Annotated in this window: 12 protein-coding genes and 1 pseudogene; 6 read left to right on the top strand and 7 right to left on the bottom strand. The window is 65.4% G+C overall.

Annotated elements, in window-relative coordinates:
* Positions 1–243: 243 nt before the first annotated feature.
* Positions 244–1,341, top strand: a complete 1,098-nt coding sequence (locus H276_RS0114290; RefSeq protein WP_155943098.1) for a YncE family protein — start codon at positions 244–246, stop codon at positions 1,339–1,341.
* Between the two features lie 137 nt (positions 1,342–1,478).
* A complete protein-coding gene (locus H276_RS0114285; RefSeq protein ID WP_019971989.1) occupies positions 1,479–2,318 on the top strand; it encodes an aldo/keto reductase in 840 nt (279 codons plus the stop codon).
* Between the two features lie 75 nt (positions 2,319–2,393).
* On the opposite strand, the gene H276_RS0114280 is transcribed toward H276_RS0114285, so the two are convergent.
* Positions 2,394–2,717, bottom strand: a complete 324-nt coding sequence (locus H276_RS0114280; protein WP_026356995.1) for a hypothetical protein — start codon at positions 2,715–2,717, stop codon at positions 2,394–2,396.
* Positions 2,718–2,816: 99 nt separating this feature from the next.
* Between H276_RS0114280 and H276_RS0114275 the strand changes: the two genes are divergently transcribed.
* The gene (locus H276_RS0114275; protein ID WP_019971987.1) at positions 2,817–4,439 is read left to right on the top strand and encodes a fatty acid--CoA ligase; all 1,623 of its coding nucleotides are present in this window, start codon (positions 2,817–2,819) and stop codon (positions 4,437–4,439) included.
* Between the two features lie 172 nt (positions 4,440–4,611).
* Here the strand turns inward: H276_RS0114275 and lpqV are convergent, their stop codons facing one another.
* On the bottom strand, positions 4,612–5,064 hold the full coding sequence (gene lpqV, locus H276_RS0114265; RefSeq protein ID WP_019971985.1) for a lipoprotein LpqV: 453 nt from the start codon (positions 5,062–5,064) through the stop codon (positions 4,612–4,614).
* A 122-nt stretch (positions 5,065–5,186) separates the two neighbouring features.
* On the opposite strand from lpqV, the pseudogene H276_RS25675 reads away from it, so the two are divergent.
* Positions 5,187–5,285: pseudogene (locus tag H276_RS25675) on the top strand (cysteine dioxygenase); the annotation flags it as partial.
* A 32-nt stretch (positions 5,286–5,317) separates the two neighbouring features.
* Here the strand turns inward: H276_RS25675 and H276_RS0114255 are convergent.
* From H276_RS0114255 to H276_RS0114245, 3 genes are read right to left on the bottom strand one after another with little or no spacing between them, the layout of a single operon-like run.
* Positions 5,318–7,018 carry an alpha/beta-hydrolase family protein gene (locus H276_RS0114255; RefSeq protein ID WP_019971983.1) on the bottom strand — a complete coding sequence of 567 codons (1,701 nt, stop codon included), beginning with the start codon at positions 7,016–7,018 and terminating at the stop codon, positions 5,318–5,320.
* A 9-nt stretch (positions 7,019–7,027) separates the two neighbouring features.
* Complete coding sequence (locus tag H276_RS0114250; protein WP_019971982.1) at positions 7,028–7,801, bottom strand: enoyl-CoA hydratase; 774 nt, start codon at positions 7,799–7,801, stop codon at positions 7,028–7,030.
* Between the two features lie 11 nt (positions 7,802–7,812).
* Complete coding sequence (locus H276_RS0114245; RefSeq protein ID WP_019971981.1) at positions 7,813–8,895, bottom strand: enoyl-CoA hydratase/isomerase family protein; 1,083 nt, start codon at positions 8,893–8,895, stop codon at positions 7,813–7,815.
* A gap of 174 nt (positions 8,896–9,069) precedes the next feature.
* Between H276_RS0114245 and H276_RS0114240 the strand changes: the two genes are divergently transcribed.
* Entirely contained in the window at positions 9,070–9,903 is an 834-nt protein-coding gene (locus H276_RS0114240) for a Bax inhibitor-1/YccA family protein (RefSeq protein WP_019971980.1), read from the top strand.
* Positions 9,904–10,058: 155 nt separating this feature from the next.
* On the opposite strand, the gene H276_RS0114235 is transcribed toward H276_RS0114240, so the two are convergent.
* Together H276_RS0114235 and H276_RS0114230 are read right to left on the bottom strand one after the other, a co-directional pair.
* Positions 10,059–11,276 carry an acetyl-CoA C-acetyltransferase gene (locus H276_RS0114235; protein ID WP_019971979.1) on the bottom strand — a complete coding sequence of 406 codons (1,218 nt, stop codon included), beginning with the start codon at positions 11,274–11,276 and terminating at the stop codon, positions 10,059–10,061.
* Between the two features lie 33 nt (positions 11,277–11,309).
* Positions 11,310–12,239 (bottom strand): SGNH/GDSL hydrolase family protein, encoded by a 930-nt coding sequence (locus H276_RS0114230; protein ID WP_019971978.1) that lies wholly within the window; start codon positions 12,237–12,239, stop codon positions 11,310–11,312.
* Between the two features lie 293 nt (positions 12,240–12,532).
* On the opposite strand from H276_RS0114230, the gene H276_RS0114225 reads away from it, so the two are divergent.
* Positions 12,533–13,570 carry an alpha/beta hydrolase gene (locus H276_RS0114225; protein ID WP_026356994.1) on the top strand — a complete coding sequence of 346 codons (1,038 nt, stop codon included), beginning with the start codon at positions 12,533–12,535 and terminating at the stop codon, positions 13,568–13,570.
* Positions 13,571–13,594: the final 24 nt, after the last annotated feature.

Raw genomic sequence — 13,594 nt, 5'->3', positions numbered from 1 at the left:
AGCCATTGGCAGCATCTTGGCAGGTAACTGGCGTGCAATGTATTGCTACCAAAACATAACGACGATGTAACGAAGAATTTTCTAAGCGCAGACTGAGAGATCGGCTCGGCAGTTGGCCGAGGCGTCGACTTCTTGATGAAGCGCGTGCATTTTCGTCGCTAGACTTGACCCAACCCGCGCCGTCCTGGCGCAGAGAGACCCCTGAATCTAGTGCCGGTGAAAGTCATGCCGGCGGAGGTGCCGATGACCATGGCAAAGAACTTCCTGCGCGCGATCAGCAATCTGGTTCATCGTGACGCCCCTGTCGCCGATGATGCCGCCGGCAGCGTCGTATTCGACGGCGTCCTCGACGACCTCGATGTCGCCGGTCTGGTGGAAGTCCGGCGTGGCCCCATCGGCGACATCGCCGTGGACGCTGACCGCGACACCATCGTGGTGACCAACCACGGCACGGACTGCCTCACCGTGATCAACCCCGACACTCTGCAGGTCGTGGGCTCGGTACGGCTCGGCGGTGAACCGTTCGCAGTCGTCGCTGCTGACGACCGTGCCTATGTCAGCGTCGCCACCGCTAGCCACGACGCGATCGCCGTCGTCGACGCCATCTCCGGTGCGGTGCTCGCCGAGTACCCGCTTGCGCTGAGCGTGACCGCATTGACGGTCAGCCCGGACGGCAAGCGGGTGTTCGCCGGACGCAGCGGCCATGACCGCATCGACGTCGCCGTCATCGACGTGACCGCCGAGCGGGTCGGCACCATCGACATCGCCGCGGGCGTGGGCATCAACCTCGACGCACTTCGGGTCGATGCCGCCGGTAAGCGGCTCTACGCCGCCACCTCGGGTCCGCGCGGCAGCCGCCTCGTCGTGATCAACACCGAAACTGCACAGGTCGAGTCCACCGTGTGGATCGGCGCCCCGGTCCGCGACATCGCGCTGGGTGCCGACGGAATCGCCTACGCACTGACGTCGGATCTGCAGTCCCGCGGTCAGGTGCACGTCGTCGACACTGCGGCGGGCACCGTTCTCGGGGCGATCGCTGTCGGCGGGGCGCCCACGCAGCTCGTGCTCAGCCCGGATTCCACGCGCGCCTACGTCGTCGACTACGACCGCGTCTGGGTGCTGTGCACGCTGACCAGCCAGATCATCGGCAGCGTCGAGGTCGGCGCCCAGCCCGCCGCGGTCGCTGTACGCGCCGACGGTAGCCAGGTCTTCATCGCCGACTACGCCGGTCACGTCAACGCGTTCGACGTGGCAGCCGAGCTGCCCGCGCTGTACTCACAGCTGACCTCGGCGCCGATGGCGCTGCGCGAGCTGGCCACCCGCGAGCCTGTCGCCGTCTAAAACTCCGCGACTTCGTTCCCGCGAGCAGACGTGAAGGTCCCTCGACACGCCGGTGTCGGGGGACCTTCACGTCTGCTCGCGAGGGAAGCTCGACAGGGCACGCTGGACGTCATGGTCACGAGGAGGACTTCCCACCCATGAATGCAATCGAACTGAACGACGGCACCCGCATCCCGCAGTTGGGATTCGGGGTGTTCAAGATCGAGCCCGACAGAACGGCGGCGGCGGTCAAGGTTGCGCTAGACGTCGGTTACCGCCACATCGATACCGCCGAGATGTACGGCAATGAGCGAGAAGTCGGTCAGGGGATCCGCGACGCAGGCCTGGACCGTCGCGAGGTGTTCGTCACCAGCAAGCTCAACAACGGTTTCCACCGGCCTGACGATGCCCGACGGGCGTTCGACAACACGCTGAGTGCGCTCGGGTCTGACTACGTCGACCTGTTCCTGATCCATTGGCCGCTGCCGATGCTGTATGACGGCGACTTCGTCTCGACCTGGCACGTACTGGAGGAATTCGCCAAGGACGGCCGCGCACGCAGCATCGGGGTATCGAACTTCCAGCCGGCACACCTGGAGCGGCTCGCGAGAGAATCCGACACCGTGCCGTCCGTCAACCAGGTCGAGGTTCATCCGTACTTCACCAACGAAGAGGTTCGCGCGTACGGGCGAGCCCACGGCATCACGACCGAGGCGTGGTCGCCGATCGCCAAAGGCCAGGTGCTCGACGATCCGGTTGTCATGAGGATCTCCGATACCGTGGGCCGGTGCCCGGCACAAGTCGTGCTGCGCTGGCATATCCAGCGCGGCGACATCGTATTTCCGAAATCAGTGTCGCCGGAACGGGTCAGATCCAACTTCGAGCTGTTCGACTTCGAGCTGACCGAATCCGACATGGATGCGATCTCGGCCCTCGACCGCGGAGAATCCGGAAGAACTGGCCCCAATCCCGATACCTTCGATCGAATCCCGTCGTGATTCATCGGGGACGGATTCGGTAGGGACAACTACCCGCGCCGGCAGCCGTGGGGCTGGTGAGCCGAGCCGGCCCGCTCAGCGTTGGCAGTTCAGGGAGACCGACACCGTCTGGCTGGTGACGACCTGCACCAGCATGCGGTTGTTGCCGTTGCTGTTGCCGCGGCCTGGGCCGGTGTAGGGCACCCATTGGGTGACCTGCTGCGGGTTGCGGACGCTGGTGACGACACACTGGTCGATCGGCGCCGTTCCGACGCGGTCGATGTTGACGGTGTAGCCCTGCGACTGCAGTCGGCTGATCACTTGCTGCGCCGTCTCGTCGGCTGAGGCGAGCCCGGCGGATGCGCACACCAGCCCGATCACAGCCGATGCCACCGCACCAAGGGCCCACGTCACTCGCATTGCCGCACCTCTCGTCTCAGTTACTTCACATCTTCCTCTCCGTACATCGTTTCGGGAACCCGGTTCGTTCCCGGAGACCACCCCGATAGCATCGCGCCCGTGGACAGCACCATGCAGAACCGGCCGTTGACCATCACGGCGATCTTGCGGCACGCCTGTAGCGCCAATGCCGACCGAACTGTCACCACAGCCACCGGCCAGGGCGGTTACCGAACCAGCACCTACCGGGAACTCGGCGAACAGGCCGCCCGGCTGGCGCACGCCCTGCGCAGCCTGGGCATCACGGGGGATGAGCGGGTCGGCACGTTCATGTGGAACAACACCGAACACCTGGCTGCCTATCTCGCGCTGCCGGCGATGGGGGCGGTGCTGCACACCCTCAACATCCGGTTGTCCCCGGAACAGATCGCCTACATCGCCAACGAAGCGCAGGACCGAGTGATCATGGCCGACGCGTCGCTGGTGCCACAGCTGGCACCCGTGTTGCCACTGCTAAAGACGGTGCACACCGTGATCGTATGTGGGAACGGTGATGTGAGCCCGCTGGCCGGGGTGGCGGTGGTGCGCTACGAGGAGCTGCTCGCTTCGCAGCCGGTCGAGTTCGATTGGCCCGACGTCGACGAAAACTCCGCGGCGGCAATGTGTTACACGAGTGGCACCACCGGCAACCCCAAGGGCGTCGTGTACAGCCACCGGTCGAGTTATCTGCATGCGTTATCCACCTGCACCGCCAATGCGCTCGATGTCAGTGCCGGTGATGTGGTGCTGCCGATCGTGCCGATGTTCCATGCCAATGCCTGGGGTTTGCCGTATGCGGCCCTGATGGCCGGAGCGGATCTGGTGATGCCGGACCGCTTCCTTGACGGCGTCTCGTTGATCGGGCTGATCGAATCGCTGCGGCCCACCCTGGCCGGCGCAGTCCCGACCATCTGGAACGATGTGATGCACTGCCTGGAAAAGACGCCCGGACACGATATTTCGTCGCTACGCCTGGTTGCCTGTGGCGGTTCGGCGGTACCTGTCTCGCTGATGCGCACTTTCCAAGAGCGCCACGGCGTCTACATCCAGCAGGCGTGGGGCATGACCGAGACCTCACCGCTGGCGACAGTCGCCAAACCACTGCCCGGAGTGTCCGACCAGCGGCACTGGGCGATGCGGGCGACCGCCGGCCGGGCCATGTGCGGTGTCGAGGTCCGCATCGTCGACGATGCCGGCAACCCAATGCCGAGCGACGGTAAAGCCGTGGGGGAGCTCGAAGTACGCGGACCATGGATTACCGGAAGTTACTACCAGGGGCGGGACGCGGAGAAGTTCGACACCGGCTGGCTGCGCACCGGCGATGTCGGCTGCATCGATGAAGACGGCTACGTCACGCTCACCGACCGGGCCAAGGATGTCATCAAATCCGGCGGTGAGTGGATCTCCTCGGTGGAGTTGGAGAGTCTGCTGATCGCCCATCCCGCCGTGCTGGAGGCCGCCGTGGTCGGGGTGCCCGACGACCGATGGCAGGAACGTCCGTTGGCCGTGGTGGTGCTGCACGAGGGCGCCGCGGCCAGCCCCGAAGAACTGCGAGAGTTCCTGGGTGGCAAGGTGGTTGGCTGGTGGTTGCCGGAGCGCTGGACGTTCGTCGAGCAGGTGCCGCGCACCAGTGTCGGCAAGTACGACAAGAAGACCATCCGGGCCCGGTACGCCGACGGCGCCTATGAGGTGGTCACTCTCTAGCGCGGGCAGACGATCGTCAACATCAGATCGGCCAGCCGGTTCGGCCGATCGATCGTCGAGAAGGTGCGGGTGAACTCAACAGCACCCCGGCTGCGCCCGCTGGTGTTCATCGACTCGCCGGCAGGTTCTTCAGTGCCTTGCCCACGGGTGGTTCGGCGCAGCCTGATTCGAACTAGCCGCAGAGCTGGTCGGCTGCCGCGCGCACCGCGACGATGACCGCAGCCTGACGGCCGGGTTCCAGCTCTGCCCAGGCCTTGTTGTAGGTGCCGGGGCCGGGTGTAGCGCCAGGAGTCTGCAGAGCGGCAAGATACGGCTCGATCTGGGCCTTAGGGTCGCCGCCCTTCTCGTCCATCCAGACCTTGGCGGCATGGCAGGCCTGGAAATACTCCTCTTCGGTGGACTGGGCGTCGGCCTCTACGGCGGTGGTGACCCCGCCCGGCGAGGTCGCCACTTGACCCGGCACGGCGGTGGGGGTGGCCGACCGGGTGGCAGTGGTCGGCGTTGCGGCGGACGAGGCCGGGGGATGACCCTGATCACCCGTCGACGAACATCCCGTCAACATCATGAGGCCGGTTACGGCGACTGCTCCAGTCGTCCACAGCAGGGCCCAGGCGTTACTGCGCATGGCGCCAATCTATGCAACACTGGCCGCCGTGGCGGAACGGACCGGTTCGCAGGGGTGTTGTCGGGCTCGCTAGCACGCCCTTGCCCAACCTGTCCGTAACGTCTGTTCTGGAGTTTTCTCGCATGGTTTCCACCCTTGCTCCCGCCCCTGTTCCTGCCGTGTCAGCACCGACCCGGCTGCGCCTGCCCGATCTACTGCTCACCACTGACCGCGCCGCCGACGGCTACCAGGCTCTGAAGGTGGCCCAGCTGGTCTAGGAGTTTTCGTTGCTGCTCAACAGCGGACGCAACTTCTCGGTCTTGTCCGGCGTCCAATCGGGCGGCTGCAGGATCTTGGCCCAGGCATTGGCGACATCCTTGATGTACACGTGGCCGTGTCCGTCGGGCACGTTGACCGCGACGGCCATGTCCGCGGACACCTGCAGGAAGGTCACCACCGGGATCCACTGCATGCGCCCCGAGACGTCGTAACCACGAGGCTCTTTGAGCCAATCCGGCTCGGAGAACAGCAGATCCGGGTTCCACCACGCGATCGGATCCGACGCGTGCTGCAGGTAGACCGTGCGGGGAGTGTGCCACGGGTCGGCAGGCCGGTCCAGGTTCTCCGGCCGTGCGGAGAATCGGACGTACTCGCCTTTCTCGTAGATCGGCAGCCACTCCGGGGAGCCGGCATCGCGGTTTCGGGTCAGATCCGTCCAGATGGTGTTGTTGAATGTCGGGCCCGAGAACAGCGCGCCGTCGGTGCGGGCGATCAGATTGTTCAGGCTCAGGAACGGTGCCTCGCCACCGAACGAACCCAGGCTCTCGCCGAACACCACGAGCTTGGGGCGCTTGCCCTCCGGTCGCTGCTTGACGAGCTCGTCGACCGCCTCGAACAGCGCCTGCCCGGCCTGACGCGCATTCTCCTTGTCCACCAGGAACGAGATCCAGCTGGGCAGGAACGAGTACTGCATCGACACGATTGCGCTGTCGCCGTTGTACATGTACTCCAGCGCCGCGGCTTCAGCGTCGTTGATCCAGCCGGTGCCGGTGGTGGTCGCCACCGCCACCACTTTGCGGTCGAGCCCGCCGGTGCGCAGCAGCTCCTGGGCGGCCAGTGCCGCAGTGGCCCGGATGCCCTCGGCGGAATGCAGCCCGGCGTACGCCCGGATCGGTTCCATCGCAGGCTTTCCGTTGAACTCGCTCAGCTTCTCGACACTCGGCCCGCCGGAGACGAACACCCGGCCCTGGTGGCCCAGCGTCTCCCACTTCGCCAGCGATCCCGGGCCGCCCGACCGCAGTTTCGATGTCGGAGCCGCAAAATCAGGGTCGTCCTCGTTGTTGATCGCCGAGAACGTGCTGTTGATCTTCTCCATCGTGAACCGGACCACCACACCGTTGAGCAGTGCGATGTTGAACGCCAACAACAGCACAACCACCGCCACTGCCGAAACACGCGGGGGCGCAAAGCGATTGAGCTGGCGCACGAGAAACCGCACGAGCCTGCCGATCAGCTGCCCGATCTCCACGAACATGAACAGCAGCACCACCGACAAAACCGCGGTCAGCGGGTGGTCCCAGAACGTCAGCCGCGGCACGCCCATGAAGTCCCGAACCTCGTCCTGCCACACATGGAAATAGACGATCATCAGGATCTGGCCGACGATGCCGACTACCACGAGGCTCACCCATGCCCAGCGCGGTGCGCGCGGACTGGTGTCCGCCGATCGCATGAACCGCACGAGCCACACGCCGAAAACGCCGAGGCCGTAGCCGATTGCGCCGGCGGCGCCGCTCACCAGACCCTGGAACAGGGGACCGCGCGGTAGCAGCGACGGCGTCATCGACAACCACAGGAACGCCAGGCCGACCGCCGTCCCGAAGAACGTGTAATGACGTTGCCACCAGACGGGTTTGTCCGTGGCAACTGGCTGTGCGTCGGGCGTCGCAGCTTCGGGCTCGGCGATGTCGGTCACCCCCGTACCTTAGCGATGGGTGAAGTTGGGGGCGCGTTTCTGGGTGAAGGCCGCCATGCCTTCCTTCTGGTCGGTCGTGGCGAAGGCCGAGTGGAACAGTCGGCGTTCGTAGAGCAGCCCCTCCGCAAGCGTCGACTCATAAGCACGGTTGACGGCTTCCTTGGCCATCCGCGTCGCCGACAGCGACATCCCCGCGATCGTCTCGGCCACCGCGAGGGCCTCGTCGATCAGCGAATCCGCCGGGACCAGGCGCGACACCAGCCCGGCCCGTTCGGCTTCGACCGCGTCGATGGTTCGGCCCGTCAGGATCAGGTCCATGGCCTTGGCCTTGCCGATCGCACGTGTCAGTCGCTGGCTGCCGCCCATGCCGGGCAGCACACCCAGCTTGATCTCGGGCTGGCCGAACTTGGCGGTGTCGGCAGCGATCAGGATGTCGCACATCATCGCCAGCTCGCAGCCACCACCCAGGGCATACCCGGCGACGGCGGCGACGGTCGGGGTCCGGGTGGCGGCGAATTTCGACCACAGCTCGAACAAGTCGGCCGCGTACACGTCGGCGAACGACAGCTCCGCCATCTCCTTGATATCCGCACCGGCGGCGAATGCCTTCTCGTTACCGGTGACGATGATCGCGCCGATGCCCGGGTCGTTGTCGAGTTCGGCTGCGGCCGTGGTGACTTCGTTCATCACCTGGCTGTTGAGCGCGTTGAGCGCCTTGGGTCGGTTGAGGGTGATGGTGGCGACGCGGTCGACGCGGGTCACCAGGATCGTCTCAAAGCTCATGGGATGTCCTCTCAGAACGTCAGGTCGGGATCCGCCGGAACGAAGTATGCGTCGACGTCGGCCTGGGTTACCTCCGCAATCGATGGCGGGAACCAGTGTGGGTCGCGGTCCTTGTCGACCAGTTGGGCGCGGATGCCCTCGACGAAATCATGCGAACGTACCGATGCACATGACGTCCGGTACTCCTGCTGCAGCACCTCCTCCAGCGTGTCCAGCTTCGCGGCCCGGCGCACGGCTACCAATGTCACCGCGAGCGAGACGGGGGAGCGGGTGGCGATGAGATTGGCGGCGTGGCCGGCGGCGGTGCCGCCAATGTGACCGGCGGCGGTGCCGCCAGTCTGGCCGACCGGGCCCGCGTCGTGGTCGCGCAGCTCGGCGAGGATGTCGGCGACGGTTTCCCCGGCATAGCAGGTGTCGATCCAGTCCCGTTGCGCCAGTAGTGGACTGGGCGGCGGTTCGACGGCGTGGCCGGCCAGGGCACTGTCGAGACCGTCGTTGACGATGGACTCGGTGAACTCGGCGAGATCGGCATGCGGCACATAGTGATCGGCGAAGCCCATCGCGATGGCGTCGGCCCCGCCGAACGGTGCGCCGGTCAGCGCGGCGTGCAGGCCGAGTGCGCCCGGGGCCCGCGACAGCAGATAAGTACCGCCGACGTCGGGGATGAACCCGATACCGACCTCTGGCATCGCCATCTTGGTGGTGTCTGTGACCACCCGGACGCTCCCGTGGGCCGCGACGCCGACGCCCCCACCCATCACAATGCCGTCCATGATCGCCACGTACGGCTTGGGATAACTGCCGATCCGAGCATTGAGCCGGTACTCGTCGTACCAGAACTTGCGGGCGTCGGCCCCGTCCGCCTTGGCGCTGTGATAGAGCGCCACCACATCGCCGCCTGCGCACAGCCCGCGCTCGCCGGCTCCGGTGAGCAGCACGGTGTGGATCGTGTCGTCGTTCTCCCATGCGTCGAGTGCCGCGGCGATTCCCGCGACCATCCCCTCATTGAGCGAGTTGATCGCCCTCGGCCGGTTCAGGGTCAGAATGCCGACCCCGTTACGGACATTTACTAGGATGTCCTCGTTTTCTGTCACGGGGCCAATCTAGTTCGACGCCCGTTGGTCGCTTACGCCGGGTAGGGTTTGCTTCAACATCAAGTCTGTACGTTTCCTGGGAACGTGTTCGGTTCTGCGGGAACCTGTGCAGATCGCCGTTCGTTGACCGAAGTAGTTCACTGCCGAACACGGCACATAGGAGAGGACCCGACGGTGCGCGAGACCAGCAACCCGGTATTCCGGTCTCTGCCCAAAACGCAGGGCGGATACGCACAATTCGGTACCGGAGCCGCCGGCTACGGCGCTCAGCAGGTACATGCACAGCCTTATACCGAGTACCCCGACCAGCGGCAGACCGGTGTATCGCGTCCACTGACCATCGATGACGTTGTCACCAAGACCGGCATCTCGCTGGCCATCGTGTCGGCGGTCGCGGTCGTCGCCTACTTCTTCGTGGCAGCCAATCCGGCCCTGCTGATGCCTGCGTTCTTCATCGGCAGCTTCGGCGGCCTGGCGCTGGTGTTGATCGCCACCTTCGGTCGTAAGCAGGACAACCCGGCGATCGTGCTGTCGTACGCGGCGTTTGAAGGCCTGTTCGTCGGCACGGCGTCGTTCCTGTTCGCCAACCTGGTGTCGACCGGTGGCCCCGCCATGATCTTCCAGGCCGTGGTCGCGACCTTCGGCGTGTTCTTCGGCATGCTCGTCGTCTACAAGACCGGCGCTATCCGCGTCACGCCCAAGTTCACCCGCATGATCGTCGCCGGCATCTTCGGCGTCGTCGCCCTGGGCATCGTCAACATCCTGTTCGCGATCTTCACCGGCAACGCCCCGCTCACCAATGGCGGTGGGCTGGCGATCGGCTTCTCGCTGCTGTGTATTGCGTTGGCGTCGTTCAGCTTCCTGATCGACTTCGACGCTGCCGACCAGATGATCCGTGCCGGTGCGCCGGAGAAGGCCGCGTGGGGCATCGCCTTGGGCCTGACCGTCACGCTGGTCTGGCTGTACATCGAGATCCTGCGGCTGTTGAGTTACTTCAACAACGACTAGTTTCTTTTCGCGAGAAGGGCGTCCGCGACCTGCGGGCGCCCTTCTCCTTTCGCGTCGAGAATGTGTGGGGCCTGTTTGGGGGTCTTCACTCTGCGGTTGGGGCCGTTAGCTTCTCGTATTTTTGCGCCCTGTGGGCAGAGTCAACGCCGAAGGAACTAGGAGAGCCGCTCCACGACCATCGCCATGCCCTGGCCGCCACCGACGCACATGGTCTCGATGCCGAGCGTCTTGTCGTAGGTCTGCAGATTGTTCAGCAGGGTTGCGGTGATCCGGGCGCCGGTCATGCCGAACGGATGGCCCAAAGCAATTGCGCCGCCTGAGACATTGAGCTTGTCCTCATCGATGCCCAGGGCCCGGGCCGAACCAAGTACCTGCACCGCGAACGCCTCGTTGATCTCGTAGAGGTCTATGTCGCCAATACTCATGCCTGCGTTGGCAAGAGCCTTCTTGACGGCCTCGATCGGGCCGAGACCCATGATCTCCGGCGACAGGCCGGATACACCGGTCGACACGATGCGGGCCAGCGGCGTGAGCCCGAGTTCGCGAGCGCGCACATCGCTCATCACCACGAGTGCCGCGGCGCCGTCGTTCAACGGGCAGGCGTTGCCGGCAGTGATGGTGCCGTTGGGCCGGAAGACCGGCTTGAGCTGGCTGATCTTCTCGTAGGTCGTGCCGGGCCGAGGGCCGTCATCGGTGGACACCACGGTGCCGTCGGGCAGGGCCACCGGCACGATCTCGCGCTCGAAGAATCCGGTCTTGATCGCCTCTTCGGCCCGGTTCTGCGACCGCACGCCCCAGTGATCCTGTTCTTCGCGGCTGATACCGGTGTGTAGCGCGACGTTCTCGGCGGTCTGGCCCATGGCGATGTATACATCGGGGATGTTGCCGTCTTCCCGCGGGTCGTGCCATTCCTCGGCGCCCGCGGCGGCCTTGTCGGTGCGGGCCATTGCGTCGGCATAGAGCGGGTTCTTGGTGTCGGGCCAACCGTCGGCGTTGCCCTTGGCGAACCGCGACACGGTCTCGACGCCGGCCGAGATGAATGCGTGGCCCTCACCGGCCTTGATCGCGTGGAATGCCATGCGGGTGGTTTGCAGCGACGACGAGCAGTAGCGGTTGACCGTGGTGCCGGGCAGAAAGTCGTAGCCCAGCTGGACCGCGACGGTGCGACCGATGTTGAACCCGGCCTCGCCACCAGGCTGGCCGCAACCCATGACGAGGTCATCGATGTCGCGGGGGTTCAGGGCCGGCACTTTGTCCAGCACAGCCTTCACCATCTGAGCGGCCAGGTCGTCCGGCCGCATCTCGACGAGCGATCCCTTTCCGGCACGGCCGATCGGCGAGCGGGCGGTGGCGACGATGACGGCTTCGGGCATGGCAAGCTCCTAGATCGTGTTCTAGAAATGAACCTAGCCCGCGGGTACCACGATGGGTGCGGGTACTCCGGTCGGCCGCCGCCAGAGCCTGCTCACGCCGCCGAGCCGCGACAGCAACGACGCGTCGTCCGCCGAACCGGTCTCCAGAGCTGCGTCACCGTCCCAGTTGCCCAAGGCATTACACAGCGCCGGTAGCAACTGGCTGGCCGCCAGAGCGTAACCGGCCGCCGATGGGTGGAACATGTCCTGCGAGAACAACAGTTCGGGGGTCTTGTAGAAGTCGGGTGCCAGCAGATCGGAGAACGGCACCGGCACACCGCCCGCGGCCCGCACGGCACCGGCCTGGGCGCGGGCCAGCCGCAACCCCCGGCCGTGTGCGAGCCAGCGCAATGGTTGGGGAATCGCCTTGATGACACCGAAGTCCGGGCAGGTGCCCACGACCACGACCGCACTCGCGGACCGTAACCGGCGTACTGCCACGCCCAGCCGCCGCGCCGAGGGGCCGATGCCGTTCGGTTTGGTGATGTCGTTGGCACCGATCATGATGACGGCCGCATCCGGCGGTGGGCCGGCCACGAACATCGCGTCGATCTGCCCCGACAGCCCTTTCGAGGTCGCACCGACAATTGCCTTGGTGCTCAACCGGACCCGCTTACCGAACTGCTCGGCGATGCCGCGGGCGATCACCACACCGGGCACCTCGTCGGCCACATGGCAGCCGTAGCCCGTGGCGGTCGAGTCGCCGAACACCATCAGATGTATGTCGAACGGAATTCCGCGCTCCCAACGCTGCACCGGGCCACCGCCGGGCGCGTAGACGCCGTCGGCGCGGGGCGGGATGTCCCACGCCTTCGGGATGACCCGACGGGCCTGATCGGCCTGCCCCGACAGCAGATTGCGCGCTCCGATATACGCAGAGCCGGTGGACACCAGGGTCGCCGCGGCCGCCATGGCGAACGTCATTCGACTCGGGGTGCGGACGCGAGGAGCACTACCGGCACTGCGGACGCGAGGAGCACTACCGGCACTGCGGCTGCGAGGAGCACTACTGCTTGAGCCCACACCGCAAGTTTAGGTGCGACACACCAGCTTTTGCGTGCGGCGAGCGGAGACCACCGATTACGTTGCGGTATCAAGTCCGGTATCAATTCAGATTATTTGATTGTTGAACTGACTGAGGATGGCAAGCTAAGTTACCCGGGTTGTCTGAGTGACGTAGCACACCTAGCACTACAAAGACGTAGGAAGTGGTGGCGATGACTGCACCGAGTAAGGTCGCGAGGTCCCGTCGTGCTGGTATAAGCCCAGCTAGAGTGCACCGCGCGCGCAAGTACCCCGTCAGTGACCTGGCGCCCGTCGAGGTGGTCGAAGACGGTCCGAGTCTCGCCGGCCGACTGACTTCGCTGGCGGCAATGCTGACTATCCGACCCGTTGTAGCAATTGGTAGCTATGCTCCGCATTTGCCGTGGCCGTTCGGTGTTGTCAACTTCGCCGCGCGGCTCATGCGGCCCGCCCCCGGCACCATCAAGGCGACGGTCGGCCTGCCCAACTGCACCGCGCACCTTGTGCGCGCCAAGGGTGTGCTGCCCGCCGACGGCAAGCGAAGCGTCGTCCTGTACCTGCACGGTGGCGCGTTCCTGACGTGTGGTGCGAACACACATTCCGGCATTGTGACGTCGCTGTCGCAGTACGCGGACAGTCCGGTACTGGCGGTGGATTACCGCATGGTCCCCAAGCATTCGGTGGGCACCGCGATCGACGACTGTTACGACGCCTACCAATGGCTGCGGCTCACCGGATACGAGCCCGAGCAGATCGTGCTGGTCGGTGACTCGGCGGGCGGTTATCTGGGGCTGGCTCTGGCCGAACGGCTCCTGGCCGAGGGAGAGGAACCGGCGGCGCTGGTCACCATGTCGCCCTTGTTCGAGATCGACAACACGGCGCGGGCCAATCATCCGAACATCCACCGGGATGCCATGTTCGTGCCCAAGGCGTTCGACGCCCTCGTCAAGCTCGTCGACCGCGCGGCCGACCGCAAGGGCGAGGAAGTCTACGAACCGCTCGACCACATCGAGCCCGGTCTCCCGCGCACGCTTATCCACGTGTCCGGTTCCGAGGTTTTGATCAGCGATGCGCGGAAAGCTGCCCACATGCTCGCCGCTGCCGGCGTTCCGGTAGAGGTGCACATTTGGCCCGGTCAGATGCATGTCTTCCAGCTTGCGGCGCCTCTGGTATCCGAAGCGGCCCGGTCGCTGCGCCAGATTGGCGAGTACATTCGCGAGGCGACCTGGTAACCCGCGCGCGGGCCTGAGACGATG

It is taken from the genome of Mycobacterium sp. 141 (genome assembly GCF_000382405.1).
Lineage (GTDB): Bacteria > Actinomycetota > Actinomycetes > Mycobacteriales > Mycobacteriaceae > Mycobacterium.
Note: the sequence above shows the minus strand (reverse complement) of the source record. Positions and strands in the feature narration are given on the sequence as shown.